We start from the raw sequence: 16,494 nt of genomic DNA on the forward strand, positions 1-16,494 counted from the left end.
GGGGCCGCGCTCACCTGAGCGCGGCCCCGCCGGCGGTCACTTCCGGCCGTTCCCCTGGCCGTTGCCACCGCCGTTGCCGTTGCCACCGCCGTTGCCGTTGCCGTTGCCGTTGCCGTTGCCGGTCCCGGCCGGGGCCGCGGGGGCCGGGGCGGCCTCCTGGGTGGTCACGGTCGGGGCCTCCTCGACCGGCGCGGGGGCCGGCGCGGGCGCGGGCGCCGGGGCGGGCGTGGTGGCGCGGGCGGCCTCGCGGGCGGCCTGGCGGGCGGCGTTGCGCTGGTGGGCCATGTCGCTCACGCGGCTGCCGGTCGCGTAGCCCAGGTGCGAGCCCTCGCTGACCCAGGCGCCGAAGGTCTGGCCCTCGCGCGGGCCGGCGAGCCACTCGGTCTCGCTGACCTCGGGCTCGGTGACCGGCTCGGTGACCTCGGGGGTCCCGGTGGCCGGCGGCTCGGTGACCTCCGGGTTCTCGCTCGGCTCCGGCGTCGTGCTCCCCTCGGGCGTCTCGGTGACCAGCGGGTCGGTGACCTCGGGCGTCCCCGACGGCTCCGGCGCCGTGGTCAGCTCGGGCGTCCCGGTGACCTCGGCGGACTCGTCCGAGGCGGTGGCGAACAGGCCGGCGTCCTGGCCGGGCAGCGCGCCGGCGGTGGCGCCCGCGGTGAGGGCGAGGGCGACGGCGCCGGTCGCGGCCGCGCACTTGGCGGCGATGCCGGCGGCGGCGAGCTTGGCGGTGAGCGTGGTGAGCAGCATGCGGGGTCTCTTCCGTGAGGCCCGGGCGGGGCGCCCGGTCGTCCGCGTGGACGGTTCCGACTGGTCGGTGAGCAGACCGGTCGCCAGCAGCTCGGCCAGGGCCGCGTTCGGCCGGCCCGGCTCGGTGGCGCAGGCCCGGACCGCGTCGGTGAACGCGGCCAGGGACCGTGCGCCCTCGGGCACGGGACGGCCGGTGAGGCAGGCCTCGAGGGCTGCCTCCGCGGCGCGGTCGTCGGCTGGCGTGGTCATCTCGCCCCCGTCATCGCCGGACGGGCCCGCAGGGGTGCGCGGGGCGCCGTCGTCTTCCCCGCCGGGGTGACCCGGGCCGGGGCCAGCTCCTCCTGCAGCCGGCGCAGGCCGCGCCGCTGCAGCGCCTTCACCGAGCCCACCGAGCGGTCCATCACTGCGGCCACCTGCTCGACGGTCAGGTCGGCGAGGACCCGCAGGAGCAGCACCGACCGCTGGTCGGCCGGGAGCCCCGCGCACAGGCGGTGCACGGTCTCGGTCCCCAGCCGGGCCAGCACGTCGTCCTCCACGTCCCCGCCGGGGAGCGCGGCCAGCACGTCCGCGCCGTCGTCGGTGACCACCGGGCGGCGGCTGCGCCGCCGGTGCTCGTCGACCAGCCGGCGGTGGGCGATGGTGAACACCCACGACCGCAGGGCCGCCTCGTCGCCGGTGAAGCCGGGCAGGCCGCGGAAGACGGCGAGGAAGGTCTCGCTCGCCGTGTCGTCCGGGTCGGGCGCGCCGTGCAGGCGCAGGTACCCGGTGACCACCGGGGACAGGTCCCGGTAGAGCACCTCGAACGCCCAGGCCGCCCCCGTGCGCGCGGCCGCGAGGACGTCGTCGAACGCCGGGCCCACCGCCATCCGCACCTCCGTCGCCGTCCCCCGTGCGGGGACGACATCGGCAGGCGGAGGACGGGACTGGACCGTCCGTCACCCGGTCAGGGGGCGCCGGTGCCCCGCGCGGCCTCCTGCTCGACGACGAGCGGCAGGTCCTTCAACCGGTCCAGGCCCTGCAGCGGACGGCGCATCCGCTGGTTGCCGGCCAGCCGCTCGCGGTTGCGCTCCAGGAAGGCCCAGTAGCCCGCCGTGTAGGGGCAGGCGTCCTCGCCCAGGCGCCGCCGCGGGTCGTAGGGGCAGCGGCCGCAGTAGTCGCTCATCCGGTCGATGTAGGCGCCGCCGGCCGCGTACGGCTTGGTGGCCAGCATCCCGCCGTCGGCGTGCTGGCTCATGCCGACGACGTTGGCCACCATCACCCAGTCGTAGCCGTCGACGAACGTGCGGTGGAACCAGTCGGTCATCTCGCGCGGGTCGATGCCGCGCTGCAGGGCGTAGTTGCCGAGCACCATCAGCCGCGGGATGTGGTGCACCCAGCCGTCGCGGCGCAGGTCCCCCAGGACGCCGGACAGGCACGCGGCGTCGACGGCGGTGTCGTCGAGCTCGGCCATCCAGCCGGGCACCGGCTCGAGCGCCCGCAGCGCGTTGGCGTGCCGGTAGTGGCGGCCGAAGTGCCAGTAGGTGTGCCAGATGTAGTCGCGCCAGCCCATGAGCTGCCGGATGAACCCCTCGACGGAGTTCAGCGGCAGCGGCTCGCCGTCGGCCGCGCGGGCCCGGGCGGTGTCCTCGGCGGCGTGCACGACCTCCAGCGGGTCGAGCAGGCCGAGGTTGATGGCCGGGGACAGCAGCGAGTGGGCCATCCAGCGCTCGTCCGCGAGCATCGCGTCCTCGTGCGGGCCGAAGACGCCCAGCCGCGCGGTGAGGAAGTCCGCCAGCCGGGTCAGCGCCTCCTCCCGGGTGACCGGGAAGCGGCGCGGGCCGTCGTCGCCGACGAAGGACACCGAGCCCTCGGCCTCCCACCGGTCGAGGTCGGCGCGGACCTGCTCGTCGATCTCGTCCTCGGCCGGCCACCACGGCTCGGGCGCCGGCGAGCGACCGTCGCGCGGGGCGGGCTCGCGGTTCTCGTGGTCGCGGTTCCACTGCCCGCCGAGCGGCTCGGCGCCGTCCATGAGGACGCCGAGACGCCGGCGGGCGTCGCGGTAGAAGTCCTCCATGAGCAGCCGGCGCCGTCCCCGGCCCTCGGCCCAGCGGGCGAACTCGCCCTGGGAGCTGACGAAGCCGCGTGCGGCGAGCACCTCGACGCCGGGGCGCTGCAGCACGTAGTCGCGGCTGCTCCAGGTGGTGGGCGCGCAGACGCTGAGCGGCTCGTCGTAGCGGTCGAGCGCCTCGGCGTAGGTGGTGACCTGGTGCAGGTCGGCCTGGTCGCCGAGCTCGGCGGCGCGGTGGCGCAGCGCGGAGAGCACCAGGTGCGCCTTCTGCCGGTGGAACCGGCGGCGGGCGAACACCGCCTTGGACTCGATCAGCAGGACCGGCTGGTCGGGGCGGTCGAGGAAGTGCGGGCCGAGCTGGTCGGCGAACAGCCAGCGCCGCGTGGCCGGCGACCGCTCGGGGAAGTCGGCGAGTGCGGGGTCGCGCTGCTCGGGACCCGGTCCGCCCGTCGCTGGGCGCTCCATCCGCCTCACCTCCCGGCGGACATGGTGGGTGGACCGTTAGGCTCGGCGCGACTCGGGCCATCGACTCTGCGGTGGCCGGCACGTGTTCTCCCGCTGGAGGTCGACCGCTGTGAACCGCGCGAAGCGCGCCGCCGTTCTGGGTGCCCTCGTGGTCACCCCGGTCGCCCTCGGCGCCTGCAGCGCCGGGCAGGTCTCGCAGACCGGCACCCAGGACCGCGACAAGGTCGGCCCCCAGGCGCAGGTCGAGGACATCCTGCTGCGGCAGATCCAGCTCGGCTACCCCCAGGGCGGCGCCTACGAGGAGGGCGACGACGCCACGCTGGTGATGACGATCGTCAACGCCTCCAACGAGGCCGACACGCTCACCGGCATCGAGGGCGAGGGCTTCTCCGGCCTGCGCGTGGCCGCCACCGGGCCGACGCCGTCGCCGTCCTCCCCCGCGGGCGACCAGCCGACGGCCACCCCGACGCCGGGCACCACCGGCGCCACCCCGGGTGCCGTGCCGTCGGTCCCGGCCGCGCCCACGGGCGCGGCGCCGACCGCCAGCTCCCGGGTGGCCCTGGAGATCCCCGCCGACACCTCGCTCTACATCGGCCGCGGCGGCGACTCGACCATCACGCTGCTCGACCTCGAGGAGCCGCTCACCACCGGTCAGTACCTGACCCTGACGCTGACCTTCGAGCAGGCCGGCGAGGTCCAGGTGCAGGCGCTGGTGGCCGAGCCGGACGAGGTCGTCGAGCGCGGCGAGCCGTTCGACTTCCACGAGGGCGAGGGCGGCGGCGAGGGCGAGAACCCGGAGAGCGAGGAGGACACGCAGGCCGAGTGACGCCTGTCGCGTCCTCCCCGGGACTGTCGGTACCGCCACCTAGCGTGGCGGCGTGCCCTCCGGAGTGAAGTCCGCCCGTCCCGCCCACCGCTGCACCGAGTGCGGTTTCTCGTCGGCGAAGTGGATGGGCAAGTGCCCGGAGTGCCAGGCCTGGGGCACCCTCCAGGAGGTCGGCCCGGCGGCGCCCGCGCTGCGGGCGGTCGCCGCGGGCCCGGTCACCGCGCCCGCCCGGCCGATCGCCCAGGTCCAGCTCGACGGCGCCCGCGCGGTGGCCACCGGCATCGCGGAGTTCGACCGCGTGCTCGGCGGCGGCCTGGTGCCCGGTGCCGTGGTGCTGGTCGCCGGCGAGCCCGGCGTCGGCAAGTCCACGCTGCTGCTCGAGGTCGCCCACCGGGTGGCGGAGTCCAACGGGCCCACGCTGGTGGTCTCCGGTGAGGAGTCCGCCGCGCAGGTGCGGCTGCGCGCGGAGCGGATCGGCGCCCTGCACGACCGGCTGTACCTGGCCGCCGAGACCGAGCTGTCGGCGGTGCTCGCGCACGTCGAGCAGGTGGCCCCCTCGCTGCTGGTGCTCGACAGCGTGCAGACCGTCCGCTCCTCCGCGGTCGACGGCACCGACGGCGGCGCCACCCAGGTCCGCTCGGTGGCCACCGCGCTCACCGCCGTCGCCAAGTCCCGCGGGATGACCACGATCCTGGTCGGCCACGTCACCAAGGACGGCGCGATCGCCGGGCCGCGGGCGCTGGAGCACCTGGTCGACGTCGTCGTCTCCTTCGACGGCGAGCGGCACTCCACGCTGCGCCTGGTCCGGGCCACCAAGAACCGGTTCGGCCCGGCCGACGAGATCGGCTGCTTCGAGATCGGCGACGGCGGCGTGGTCGGGGTGCCCGACCCGTCGCACCTGTTCGTGTCGCGGCGCACCGCGTCGGTGCCCGGCAGTTGCGTCACGGTGACCATGGAGGGCAGCCGGCCGCTGTTGGCCGAGGTGCAGGCCCTCGTCGCGCAGAACACCGGCGGTGGCTCGCCCCGGCGCGCGGTCAGCGGGCTGGACTCGCAGCGCGTGGCGATGGTCAACGCCGTCGTCGAGCGGCGCGGCGGGGTCCGGCTGGCCGACGCCGACGTGTTCGCCGCCTCCGTCGGCGGGGTGAAGATCGCCGAGCCGGCGGCCGACCTGGCCCTGGCGCTGGCCATCGCGTCCGCGTCCCGGGACACCCCGCTCCCCGAGGGCCTGATCGCCCTGGGCGAGGTCGGGCTGTCGGGCGAGATCCGGCGGGTCGGCGGCACCGGACGGCGGCTGGCGGAGGCCGCGCGGCAGGGCTACCGGCTGGCGCTCGTGCCGCCCGACGCCGGCCCGGCGCCCAAGGGCCTGCGGCTCATGGAGGTGCCCGACCTCGGCGCGGCCCTGCACAACCTGTTCCCCGGGTGACCGGGGAGCCGGACCGGGCCGGTCCCGTCCCCGCACCCCGCTCCCGACCCGCCGCGACGCGTGGCACGTAGACTCAGCCGCCGAACCGCGTCGACGTCAGGAGCGCCCGTGCCGCCCGCTGTGGACTCCGAGGTCGCCCTCCGCGAACTCCTCGGCCGCATCGCGCCGGGGACGGCGCTGCGGGACGGCCTGGAGCGCATCCTGGCCGGCCGCACCGGCGCGCTGATCGTGCTCGGCTACGACCGGGTCGTGGAGTCGATCTGCACCGGCGGCTTCGCCCTCGACGTCGCCCTGTCGGCCACCCGGCTGCGCGAGCTGGCCAAGATGGACGGCGCGGTGATCCTGTCCTCCGACGGGCTGCGCATCGTCCGCGCCGGCGTGCACCTCATGCCCGACCCGACGGTCCCCACCGAGGAGTCGGGCACCCGGCACCGCACCGCCGAGCGGGTCGCGGTGCAGACCGGCTTCCCGGTGATCTCGGTCAGCCAGTCCATGCACATCATCAGCGTCTACGTGGCCGGCCGGCGCTACACGCTCGAGCACCCGACGACGATCCTCGCCCGCGCCAACCAGGCCCTCGCGGCGCTGGAGCGCTACAAGCTGCGCCTCGACGAGGTCGCCAGCACGCTGTCGGCGCTGGAGATCGAGGACCTGGTCACCGTCCGCGACGCGATGAGCGTCAGTCAGCGGCTGGAGATGGTCCGCCGGATCGCCGACGAGATCGAGGGCTTCGTCGTCGAGCTCGGCACCGACGGCCGGCTGCTGGCGCTGCAGCTCGACGAGATGCTCGCCGGCGTCGAGGAGGACCGCGCGCTGCTCGTGCGCGACTACCTGCCCGGCGGCGCCGCCCGGCGGCCGCGCACCATCGAGGACGTCCTCGCCGACCTGCGGACGCTGTCGGCCACCGAGCTGCTCGACCTCTCGGCGGTGTCGCGCTGCTACGGCCTGCCCACCTCGGCCGACGCGCTCGACTCCCCCGTCAGCCCCCGCGGCTACCGACTGCTGGCGCGCGTGCCGCGGCTGCCGGCGGCGATCATCGACCGGCTGGTGGAGCACTTCGGCGGGCTGCAGAAGCTGCTCGCGGCCACCATCGAGGACCTGCTGGCCGTCGAGGGCGTCGGCGAGGCGCGGGCCCGCGGCATCCGCGAGGGCCTGTCCCGGCTGGCCGAGACCTCGATCCTCGACCGCTACAGCTAGCGGATCCGCAGCGGCGCGTCCGGGCTGGTCTTGGCGTCCAGCCGCGCCCGCACCACGTAGTCCCCCGGCGCCACCGGCACCCGCGGGGCGGCGCAGGCCGGCTCGCTGGTCAGGCCGGTCCAGGTCAGCGGGAACACCACCTGCTCGCCGGGCTGCAGCGTGCGGGTGTCGCTGCTGCTGGCGGGCTGGCAGTCGTTGCTCCCCCACAGCCGGGCGCCGGCGCCGTCGACCAGCACCATCTCCTGCAGCTGGGCGTCCAGCGCCCGCGTGCACGGCACGGCGGCGGTGTTGGTGACCACGAGCTCGAGGGACACGGCGGCACCGGAGGGCGCCTCGCCGGGGGTGCGCACCTCCAGGGCGATCGAGCCGTCGCCGCACGCCGCACCGGCCTCCTGCGCCGGGGGCGCCGGCGTCTGCGGCGCGGGGGGCGTCGTGCTCGGCGCGGGGGTGGGGGTCTGCACGCCGGCCAGCGACGGGACCACCCGGTCCAGGGCGGGGGGCCCGGCGTCGGGCTCCGGGGTCGTCGGGGAGCCGCCGGCGGCGGCGGAGGTGCCCGAGCCGGTCACCAGTGACACCAGCAGCCAGCCACCGCCCCCGAGGACGGCCAGCAGGAGGGTCAGCACCAGCAGCCGCCGCCGCCAGTAGACGGCGGCCGGCAGGGGTCCGACCGGGTGCAGCACGGGGCCGACGGTAGTGCGCCGCCGCGACCGCCCGGCACAGGGCACGCCGCCGCCGGCGCCGGGCGGTCCGTCAGCGGTGCGAGGCACACTGGACCCCCGTGAGCAGCACCGCCGGACTCGGGGACGCCCTGGTCGACTGGTACGACACCGCCGCCCGCGACCTGCCCTGGCGGCGGCCGGGCGTCGACCCGTGGGCGGTGCTGGTCAGCGAGGTCATGCTCCAGCAGACGCCGGTGGCGCGCGTGGAGCCGGTGTGGGCCGACTGGATGGCCCGCTGGCCCACGCCCGGCGACCTGGCCGCCGCCTCCCCCGCGGAGGTCATCCGCGCCTGGGGCAAGCTCGGCTACCCGCGGCGGGCGCTGCGGCTGCGCGAGACCGCCGTCGCGCTCGTGGAGCGGCACGGCGGCGCCGTCCCGGCCGACGTGACGGCCCTGGAGGCCCTGCCCGGCGTCGGCACCTACACCGCCCGCGCGGTGGCCTGCTTCGGCCACGGGCAGCCCCAGCCGGTCGTGGACACCAACGTGCGGCGGGTGGTGGCCCGCCTGGTGCACGGCCGGGCGGAGGCGGGCACCGCGCGCGCCTCCGACCTCGCCGACGTCGCGGCGCTCGCCCCGGCCGGCCGCGAGCGCGCCTGCCGGTTCTCCGTGGCCGCGATGGAGCTCGGGGCGCTGGTGTGCGTGGCCCGGACGCCGCGCTGCGCGGTCTGCCCGGTGCGGGACCGCTGCGCGTGGCGGCTGGCCGGCAGCCCGGCGCACGACGGCCCGGCCCGCCGGGTGCAGCGGTTCGCCGGCACCGACCGCCAGGTGCGCGGGCGGCTGCTGGACGTCCTGCGGGCCGCCGAGGGCCCCGTGGCGGCGCCCCTGCTCGACGCCGCCTGGGACGACGCCGCGCAGCGCGCCCGCTGCCTGGACTCGCTGCTCGCCGACGGGCTGGTCGAGCAGACCGCCGACGGCCGCTTCGCGCTGCCCGCCTGAGCCGGCCCGTCCTGGCTCACCGCGACGCGTCCTGGCTCACCGTCGGCGGTGAGGCAGGACGCAGCACGATCAGGCCACCTGATCCCGGCCATCCCCCGGACGCGGCGAGGGCCGCCCCCCGCGGTGCGGGGGACGGCCCTCGTCGGTGCTGCTAGCTGCTCACTCCTTGGTGAGCGAGGTGGTGCCGCCGCCGTCCTCGTCGTCGCCGACGGTCAGCGCGACCGGGGGCGAGTCGGGGACGTCGATCGGCTTGGCCTCGCCGCGGAAGGTGAACTTCGCGGTCGGGCCCTCGCCCTCGACGTCCACCACGATGATCTGACCGGCGGTCAGCTCGCCGTAGAGGATCTTCTCCGAGAGCGCGTCCTCGATCTCGCGCTGGATGGTCCGGCGCAGCGGCCGGGCACCCAGCACCGGGTCGAACCCGCGGGCCGCCAGCAGCTTCTTGGCGTCCTGCGTGATCTCCAGCGACATGTCCTTGTTGGCCAGCTGGCCCTCCACCCGCGCCACCATGAGGTCGACGATCTCGATGATCTCGTCCTCGGTGAGCTGGTGGAACACGACGATGTCGTCGATGCGGTTGAGGAACTCCGGCCTGAAGTGCTGCTTGAGCTCCTCGTTGACCTTGAGCTTCATCCGCTCGTAGTTCGACTGGGTGTCGTTGCCGACCTGGAAGCCCAGACCGACGGCCTTGGAGATGTCCCGCGTACCGAGGTTGGTCGTGAGGATCAGGATCGTGTTCTTGAAGTCCACGATCCGGCCCTGACCGTCGGTGAGCCGGCCGTCCTCCAGCACCTGCAGGAGCGTGTTGAACACGTCCGCGTGCGCCTTCTCGATCTCGTCGAAGAGGACCACCGAGAACGGCTTGCGCCGCACCTTCTCGGTCAGCTGGCCGCCCTCGTCGTACCCGACGTAACCGGGAGGGGCACCGACGAGCCGTGACACGGTGAACCGGTCGTGGAACTCGCCCATGTCGATCTGGATGAGGGCGTCGTCCTCGCCGAAGAGGAACTGCGCGAGCGCCTTGGCGAGCTCGGTCTTACCGACACCCGAGGGGCCGGCGAAGATGAACGAACCACCCGGACGACGCGGGTCCTTGAGACCGGCCCGCGTGCGACGGATCGCCTGCGAGACGCTCTTGATGGCCTCTTCCTGGCCGATGATCCGCTTGTGGAGCTCGTCCTCCATGCGGAGCAGACGGGTCGTCTCCTCCTCGGTGAGCTTGAAGACGGGGATGCCGGTCCAGTTGGCCAGCACCTCGGCGATCTGCTCGTCGTCGACCTCGGCGACGACGTCCATGTCACCGGCCTTCCACGCCTTCTCGCGCTCGGACTTCTCCGACAGGAGGGTCTTCTCCTTGTCGCGCAGCGACGCGGCCTTCTCGAAGTCCTGCGCGTCGATCGCCGACTCCTTCTCGCGGCGGATGCCGGCGATCCGGTCGTCGAACTCGCGCAGGTCCGGGGGCGCGGTCATCCGCTTGATCCGCATCCGCGCGCCGGCCTCGTCGATCAGGTCGATCGCCTTGTCGGGCAGGAAGCGGTCGGAGATGTAGCGGTCGGCCAGCGTCGCGGCGGCGACCAGGGCGCCGTCGGTGATGCTGATCCGATGGTGGGCCTCGTAGCGGTCCCGCAGGCCCTTGAGGATCTCGATCGTGTGCTGCAGCGTCGGCTCGCCGACCTGGATGGGCTGGAAGCGGCGCTCGAGGGCGGCGTCCTTCTCCAGGTGCTTGCGGTACTCGTCGAGCGTGGTGGCACCGATCGTCTGCAGCTCACCGCGGGCCAGCATCGGCTTGAGGATGCTGGCGGCGTCGATCGCGCCCTCGGCGGCACCGGCACCGACGAGGGTGTGGATCTCGTCGATGAACAGGATGATGTCGCCGCGGGTGCGGATCTCCTTGAGGACCTTCTTGAGGCGCTCCTCGAAGTCACCGCGGTAGCGCGACCCGGCGACGAGGGCGCCGAGGTCGAGCGTGTAGAGCTGCTTGTCCTTCAGCGTCTCGGGGACCTCGCCCTTGACGATCGCCTGGGCCAGGCCCTCGACGACGGCGGTCTTGCCGACGCCGGGCTCGCCGATGAGGACGGGGTTGTTCTTGGTCCGCCGCGAGAGGACCTGCATGACCCGCTCGATCTCCTTGGCGCGCCCGATGACCGGGTCGAGCTTGGAGTCGCGCGCGGCCTGGGTCAGGTTGCGGCCGAACTGGTCGAGCACCAGCGACGTGGACGGGGTGCCCTCGGAGGGGCCGCCGGCCGCGGCCGGCTCCTTGCCCTGGTAGCCCGACAGCAGCTGGATGACCTGCTGGCGGACGCGGTTGAGGTCGGCACCCAGCTTGACCAGGACCTGCGCCGCGACGCCCTCGCCCTCGCGGATCAGGCCGAGCAGGATGTGCTCGGTGCCGATGTAGTTGTGGCCGAGCTGCAGCGCCTCGCGCAGCGACAGCTCGAGGACCTTCTTGGCACGCGGGGTGAAGGGGATGTGACCGGACGGGGCCTGCTGGCCCTGGCCGATGATCTCCTCGACCTGCTGGCGGACCCCCTCGAGCGAGATGCCGAGGGACTCGAGCGCCTTGGCGGCGACACCCTCACCCTCGTGGATCAGGCCCAGGAGGATGTGCTCGGTGCCGATGTAGTTGTGGTTGAGCATCCGGGCCTCTTCCTGGGCCAGGACGACCACCCGACGGGCTCGGTCGGTGAACCGTTCGAACATCTGCTGCTTCTCCTCTGACCGGCTGGTCCGGCACTGTCCTCCCCGGAGATGGGGAGGAGCACCCGACGTCCGTCGGCGCGCTGGGGCACCGGTCTTTCCACTGTAGTCACGGACCACGCCGTCCCGTCGGCACTCGGCCGGGGGTCGGGAGGTGGCTGCCCGGTCCAACCGATGGTGGACGAGCGGTGTTCCGGGAGCGTTACGCCGTCAGCGGACGACACGGCGCACCCTGTCGGCCTACCGGCCTCCACCGCGGCCAGGTGCCGGGTTCCCCTGCACGGAGCCGAAAGCCGTCGGCCCGCGGGAGGAGACGCTGCGCGCCCCCGCCACGCGGGCCGACCGCCGACTGCGTCGGCGTGCTCAGAGGTCCGACTAGTGCGCGGCCTCGTAGGCCTCGACGACGCTGGCCGGGATGCGGCCACGGTCGCTGACGTCGTGGCCGTTCTTGCGGGCCCAGTCGCGGATGGCGCCGGCCTGCTCGCGGTCCATCCGGCCACCGCCGCCCGTGGCGCGGGAACGGCCACCGCCGGAGGCGCGGCCGCCGCTGCCGCGGCCGACCTTGCGGGCCGCCTGCACGTAGCGGGAGAAGGCGTCGCGCATCTCCTTGGCGTTCTTGTCGGAGAGGTCGATCTCGTAGCTCGTGCCGTCGAGGGAGAAACTCACCGTCTCGTCGGCGGGGACGTCCTCGTCGAGGTCGTCACTGAGGATCACCTGCACCTTGCGCGCCATTCGTGTTGCCTTCCTCCTTCTCGGCCCCCGTGGCCGGACAATTGCGCCGCCCATTGTGGGCGACGCGCTCATTCCACCACGGAACGGCGCGCCCGCACCAATTCCGGTGCGGCGGGTCGCTCTTTCCGGGGAACAATTGCCGGAACGAGAACGGCGCGTTTCAGGAAATGGGGCGCACGAGAGGGAACAGGATGGTCTCGCGGATGCCGAGTCCGGTGAGCGTCATCATCAGCCGGTCGATGCCCATCCCGACGCCACCGGTGGGCGGCATGCCGTACTCGAGGGCCTCGAGGAAGTCCTCGTCGAGCACCATCGCCTCCGGGTCGCCGGCGGCGGCCAGCAGCGCCTGCTGCGTGAACCGCTCGCGCTGCACCACCGGGTCGACGAGCTCGGAGTAGCCGGTGCCCCGCTCGATCCCGCCGATGTAGAGGTCCCACTTCTCGGCCAGCCCCGGCGTCGTCCGGTGGGCGCGGGTGAGCGGCGAGGTGTCCACCGGGTAGTCGACGACGAACGTCGGCGCCTGCAGGGAGTCCTGCACCAGCGCCTCGAACAGCTCCTCGACCACCTTGCCGGGCAGCCAGGCCGGGTCGACGCCGACGTCGTGCCGCTCGGCGAGCGCCCGCAGGTGCTCCACCGGCGTCTCCGGCGTGACCTCCTCGCCGACGGCGTCGCTGACGAGCGAGTACAGCGGCACCTGCGGCCACTCCCCCGACAGGTCGACCTCGGTGCCGTCGTGGTGGCGGGCCGTGTGGTCGCCGAACAGCGCGGTGCAGCACTCCTGGACCAGCTCGCGGGTGGTGCGGGCGACGTCGGTGTAGTCGGCCCACGCCTCGTAGTACTCGAGCATCGCGAACTCCGGCGAGTGCGAGCTGTCGGCGCCCTCGTTGCGGAAGTTGCGGTTGATCTCGAAGACCTTCTCCAGGCCGCCGACGATGCAGCGCTTGAGGAACAGCTCCGGCGCGATCCGCAGGTACAGGTCGAGGTCGAAGGCGTTCATGTGCGTGCGGAACGGCCGCGCCGCGGCGCCGCCGTGCACCGTCTGCAGCATCGGCGTCTCCACCTCGAGGAAGCCGCGGCCGGTGAGCCCGGTCCGCAGCGCCGCCATCACCTCGGCGCGCTGGCGCACGGTGCGGCGGGCCTCGTCGCGGACGATGAGGTCGACGTAGCGGCGGCGGACCCGCAGCTCCTCGCTCATCGGCTTGTGCGCCACCGGCAGCGGGCGCAGCGCCTTGGCGGCGAGCTGCCAGGAGTCGGCGAACACCGACAGCTCCCCGCGCCGCGAGGTGCCGACCTCGCCCTCGACGAAGACGTGGTCGCCGAGGTCGACGTCGGCCTTCCACGCGTCGAGGGACTCCGCGCCGACCCGGTCGCGGGAGAGCATGACCTGCAGCTCGGCGTCGCCCTCGCGCAGCGTCGCGAAGCACAGCTTGCCGGTGTTGCGGCTGAAGATGACCCGGCCGGTGACGCCCACCCGCTCGCCGGTCATGGTGTCCGGCTCGAGGTCGGGGAAGCGCTCGCGGACCCCGGCCAGCGACGTCGTCCGGGCGACCGTGACCGGGTAGGGGTCGGCACCGGTGTCGCGCAGTCGGTCGAGCTTGGCCCGGCGCACCCGGAGCTGTTCGGGGAGCTCGTCGTCGACGGGGCCGGGAGGCAGGTCGGTCACGGCGCCCGAGCCTACGGCGGTGGGCCGCGCCACCCCCGGCGTGCTCCTACCGGCGGCCGGCCGCCTGCTGCCGCTCGAAGGCCAGCCGCAGCCCGTGCACGGTCAGGTCGGGCTCCCGCTCGGCGATCGTCCGGCAGCTGTCGGCCACCAGCGGCGCCAGTCCCCCGGTGGCGACGACGACCGGCGGGGCGCCGAACTGCGCCACCAGCTCGGCGGCGATCCGCCCGACCAGCCCGTCGACCAGGCCCGCGAACCCGAGCACGACGCCGGACTGCAGCGCCGCCACGGTGTTCTTGCCGATCGCCTGCGGGGGCACGGTCAGCTCGACCGAGCGCAGCTGGGCGGCCCGCGACGCGAGCGCCTCCAGGCTGACCTCGACGCCGGGGGCGAGCGCGCCGCCGAGGAACTGCCCGTCGGGGCCCACGGCGTCGACGTTGGTGGAGGTGCCGAAGTCGACCACCACGACCGGCCGGCCGGCGCCGTCCGGCGCCCGGCCGAACAGCTCGTGCGCGGCCAGCGCGGTGACCACCCGGTCGGCGCCGACCTCGCGCGGGTTGTCCACGTGCAGCGGGACGCCGGTGCGCACGCCGGGCCCGATGAGCACCACCGGCACGTCGAGGGAGTCGAGCAGCTGCCGCAGCGCCGGCAGCAGCGCCGGCACGGTGGAGCAGGCGGCGACGCCGGTGACCTCGGTGTCGCGCAGCAGCCCGCGCCACAGCATCCGGATCTCGTCGGAGGTGGCCCGCGAGTGCGTCGTCACCCGCCAGCACCCGACCCGGCGGGCGCCGTCGAAGGTGGCCAGCACGGTCTGGCTGTTGCCGACGTCGACGGTGAGCAGCACGTCAGGCCCGCAGGTCGAGCGCGAGGTCGAGGATCGGCGAGGAGTGGGTGAGCGCGCCGACCGACAGGAAGTCGACGCCGGTCTGCGCCACCTCGCGGGCGACGGCGAGGGTGAGCCCGCCGGTGGCCTCGAGCTCCGCGCGACCACCGACCAGCGCCACGACCTCGCGCAGCGTCGCGGGCGGCATGTTGTCCAGCAGCAGGAAGTCCGCGCCGGCCTCGACCGCCTCCACCGCCTGCGCGGGGGTGTCGGCCTCCACCTGCACCGGCACCCGCGGCGCGCGCTCGCGCACGGCGGCGACGGCGGCGGCCACGGAGCCCGCGGCGGCGACGTGGTTGTCCTTCACCATCGCGACGTCGTAGAGGCCCATCCGCTTGTTCGACCCGCCGCCGCAGCGCACCGCGTACTTCTCCAGCGGGCGCAGGCCCGGCGTGGTCTTGCGGGTGTCGAGCACGACCGCGCCGGTGCCCTCGACGGCGTCCACCCAGGCGCGAGTGGCGGTGGCGATCCCGCTGGCCCGGCTGGCGATGTTGAGCGCGCTGCGCTCGGCGGCGAGCAGGGCCCGCACCGGCCCGCGGATCGTGAGCAGCACGTCGCCGCGGGCCACGCGGTCGCCGTCGGCGGCGCCGGCGGTCAGCGTGGCGCCGGGCGCGAGGCGGGCGAAGACGCGGGCGGCCACGGGCAGGCCGGCGACGACGCCGCCGGCCCGGGCCACCAGGTCGGCGGTGCCGTACTGCGCCGGGGGCACGGTGGCGGCGCTGGTGACGTCGAGGGCGACGGCGAGGTCGGGGGCGCTCGGGAGCACGGCGCCGCCGGCGAGGTCCTCGGCCAGCGTGCGCTCGACCAGCTCCCCGACCCAGGCCTCCGACAGCCCGGTGCCCTCCAGCGAGCGCGGGTCGGTGGCGGTCACCAGGCCACTCCCACGGGCTCGCCGACCGGACGGCGGGACAGCCGCAGCCGGCCGTCGTCGTCCAGGCGGACGTCCAGGTGCACGCGCCACTCCTCCTCGCTGCCGGGGTGGTCCTCGCGCCAGTGGCAGCCGCGGGTCTCCTCGCGGGCCGCGGCGGCCGCGGTGAGCGCGCTCGCCACGGTGAGCAGGCCGGTGGCCTCCCAGCTCTCGACGCCGGGCGCGGCGCCCGGCCCCTCCACCAGCGACGCGGCGAGCGAGGCGAGCACCCCGGTGGCCTCGGCCAGCCCGGCGCCCGAGCGCAGCGCGGCGACGCGGCCGGACATGATGTCGGTGACCGTGCGGCGCCCGGCCGGGTCCAGCAGCCCGCCGGTGCCGGGCGCGCCGGCCAGCGCGGGGGTCGACGGCGGCAGCGCGGCGGCGAGGTCGGCGCCGATGCGCGCGGCGAACACCAGCCCCTCCAGCAGCGAGTTCGACGCCAGCCGGTTGGCCCCGTGCACGCCGGTGCAGGCGACCTCGCCGCAGGCGTAGAGGCCGGGGACGGTCGTGCGGCCCGCGAGGTCGGTGGCCAGCCCGCCGGAGGCGTAGTGCGCCGCGGGGGTGACCGGCACCAGGTCGGTGACCGGGTCGATGCCCGCCTGGCGGCAGCGGGCCACGATCGTCGGGAACCGCTCGGCGAGCCCCGGGATGCCGCGCGCGTCGAGCCAGACGTGGTCGACGCCGTCGCGCAACTGCACCCGGGTGATGCCCTTGGCGACGACGTCGCGCGGCGCGAGCTCGGCGAGCGGGTGCGCGCCGACCATGAACCGCTCGCCGGCGCCGTCGCGCAGCACCGCGCCCTCGCCGCGCAGCGCCTCGCTGACCAGCGGCTGCTGCCCGCGGGCGCCGGGGCCGAGGTAGAGCGCGGTGGGGTGGAACTGGACGAACTCCAGGTCGGTGGCGACCGCGCCCGCGCGCAGCCCGAGGGCCACGCCGTCGCCGGTGGACACCGACGGGTTCGTCGTCGCGGCGTAGACCTGCCCCATGCCGCCGGTGGCGAGCACGACCGCGCGGGCGCGCACCGCGCCGACGCCGTCCGCGGAGCCCTCCCCCAGCACGTGCAGGGTGACGCCGGCCGCCCGGCCCGAGGCGTCGGTGAGCAGGTCGAGCACCATCGCGTGCTCGACGAGCGTGACGCCGGGGTCGGCCAGGACGGCGGCGGGGGGGGGGGGGGGGGGGGGGGGGGGGGGGGGGGGGGGGGGGGGGGGGGGGGGGGGGGGGGGGGGGGGGGGGGGGGGGGGGGGGGGGGGGTGGGGGGG

General features: G+C 75.2%; 14 protein-coding genes. 4 read left to right on the forward strand and 10 right to left on the reverse strand.

Going from position 1 to position 16,494, the window contains the following annotated elements:
* Nucleotides 1–36 precede the first annotated feature (36 nt).
* From ACI78R_RS22900 to ACI78R_RS22910, 3 genes are all read right to left on the reverse strand, one after another.
* A complete protein-coding gene (locus tag ACI78R_RS22900; protein WP_457042402.1) occupies nt 37–993 on the reverse strand; it encodes a hypothetical protein in 957 nt (318 codons plus the stop codon).
* The gene (locus ACI78R_RS22905) at nt 990–1,610 is read right to left on the reverse strand and encodes an RNA polymerase sigma factor (protein ID WP_457042403.1); all 621 of its coding nucleotides are present in this window, start codon (nt 1,608–1,610) and stop codon (nt 990–992) included. The genes ACI78R_RS22900 and ACI78R_RS22905 overlap by 4 nt, the downstream gene beginning before the upstream one ends.
* Before the next feature lie 77 nt (nt 1,611–1,687).
* Nucleotides 1,688–3,256, reverse strand: a complete 1,569-nt coding sequence (locus ACI78R_RS22910) for a cryptochrome/photolyase family protein (RefSeq protein WP_457042404.1) — start codon at nt 3,254–3,256, stop codon at nt 1,688–1,690.
* A 109-nt stretch (nt 3,257–3,365) separates the two neighbouring features.
* On the opposite strand from ACI78R_RS22910, the gene ACI78R_RS22915 reads away from it, so the two are divergent.
* From ACI78R_RS22915 to disA, 3 genes are all read left to right on the forward strand, one after another.
* A complete protein-coding gene (locus ACI78R_RS22915) occupies nt 3,366–4,082 on the forward strand; it encodes a copper chaperone PCu(A)C (protein ID WP_073418378.1) in 717 nt (238 codons plus the stop codon).
* 52 nt (nt 4,083–4,134) lie between these two features.
* Nucleotides 4,135–5,505, forward strand: a complete 1,371-nt coding sequence (gene radA, locus ACI78R_RS22920; RefSeq protein ID WP_073418376.1) for a DNA repair protein RadA — start codon at nt 4,135–4,137, stop codon at nt 5,503–5,505.
* Between the two features lie 108 nt (nt 5,506–5,613).
* Complete coding sequence (disA, locus tag ACI78R_RS22925; RefSeq protein ID WP_139252791.1) at nt 5,614–6,702, forward strand: DNA integrity scanning diadenylate cyclase DisA; 1,089 nt, start codon at nt 5,614–5,616, stop codon at nt 6,700–6,702.
* Here disA and ACI78R_RS22930 read toward each other — a convergent pair.
* Nucleotides 6,699–7,382 carry a MucR family transcriptional regulator gene (locus ACI78R_RS22930; RefSeq protein WP_073418373.1) on the reverse strand — a complete coding sequence of 228 codons (684 nt, stop codon included), beginning with the start codon at nt 7,380–7,382 and terminating at the stop codon, nt 6,699–6,701. The two genes, disA and ACI78R_RS22930, sit on opposite strands and share 4 nt — an antisense overlap.
* Nucleotides 7,383–7,480: 98 nt before the next feature.
* On the opposite strand from ACI78R_RS22930, the gene ACI78R_RS22935 reads away from it, so the two are divergent.
* Complete coding sequence (locus ACI78R_RS22935; protein WP_457042405.1) at nt 7,481–8,356, forward strand: A/G-specific adenine glycosylase; 876 nt, start codon at nt 7,481–7,483, stop codon at nt 8,354–8,356.
* Nucleotides 8,357–8,515: 159 nt separating this feature from the next.
* Here ACI78R_RS22935 and ACI78R_RS22940 read toward each other — a convergent pair whose 3' ends face one another.
* From ACI78R_RS22940 to ACI78R_RS22965, 6 genes are all read right to left on the reverse strand, one after another.
* Nucleotides 8,516–11,056 carry an ATP-dependent Clp protease ATP-binding subunit gene (locus ACI78R_RS22940; RefSeq protein ID WP_457042406.1) on the reverse strand — a complete coding sequence of 847 codons (2,541 nt, stop codon included), beginning with the start codon at nt 11,054–11,056 and terminating at the stop codon, nt 8,516–8,518.
* A 372-nt stretch (nt 11,057–11,428) separates the two neighbouring features.
* Nucleotides 11,429–11,785 carry a histone-like nucleoid-structuring protein Lsr2 gene (locus tag ACI78R_RS22945; protein ID WP_073418367.1) on the reverse strand — a complete coding sequence of 119 codons (357 nt, stop codon included), beginning with the start codon at nt 11,783–11,785 and terminating at the stop codon, nt 11,429–11,431.
* Between the two features lie 160 nt (nt 11,786–11,945).
* Complete coding sequence (lysS, locus tag ACI78R_RS22950) at nt 11,946–13,448, reverse strand: lysine--tRNA ligase (protein ID WP_457042407.1); 1,503 nt, start codon at nt 13,446–13,448, stop codon at nt 11,946–11,948.
* A 46-nt stretch (nt 13,449–13,494) separates the two neighbouring features.
* Nucleotides 13,495–14,289, reverse strand: a complete 795-nt coding sequence (locus tag ACI78R_RS22955; RefSeq protein WP_457042408.1) for a type III pantothenate kinase — start codon at nt 14,287–14,289, stop codon at nt 13,495–13,497.
* 1 nt (nt 14,290) lies between these two features.
* On the reverse strand, nt 14,291–15,199 hold the full coding sequence (nadC, locus tag ACI78R_RS22960; RefSeq protein ID WP_457042409.1) for a carboxylating nicotinate-nucleotide diphosphorylase: 909 nt from the start codon (nt 15,197–15,199) through the stop codon (nt 14,291–14,293).
* Nucleotides 15,196–16,386 carry an FAD-binding protein gene (locus ACI78R_RS22965; RefSeq protein ID WP_457042410.1) on the reverse strand — a complete coding sequence of 397 codons (1,191 nt, stop codon included), beginning with the start codon at nt 16,384–16,386 and terminating at the stop codon, nt 15,196–15,198. The genes nadC and ACI78R_RS22965 overlap by 4 nt, the downstream gene beginning before the upstream one ends.
* Nucleotides 16,387–16,494 lie beyond the last annotated feature (108 nt).

It is taken from the genome of Geodermatophilus sp. SYSU D01106 (assembly GCF_054049995.1).

Bases quoted from the DNA above. Each gene is read 5' to 3' on its own strand.
- ACI78R_RS22900 (WP_457042402.1), bottom strand. From the start codon at position 993: ATGACCACGCCAGCCGACGACCGCGCCGCGGAGGCAGCCCTCGAGGCC.
- ACI78R_RS22905 (WP_457042403.1), bottom strand. From the start codon at position 1,610: ATGGCGGTGGGCCCGGCGTTCGACGACGTCCTCGCGGCCGCGCGCACG.
- ACI78R_RS22910 (WP_457042404.1), bottom strand. From the start codon at position 3,256: ATGGAGCGCCCAGCGACGGGCGGACCGGGTCCCGAGCAGCGCGACCCC.
- ACI78R_RS22940 (WP_457042406.1), bottom strand. From the start codon at position 11,056: ATGTTCGAACGGTTCACCGACCGAGCCCGTCGGGTGGTCGTCCTGGCC.
- ACI78R_RS22945 (WP_073418367.1), bottom strand. From the start codon at position 11,785: ATGGCGCGCAAGGTGCAGGTGATCCTCAGTGACGACCTCGACGAGGAC.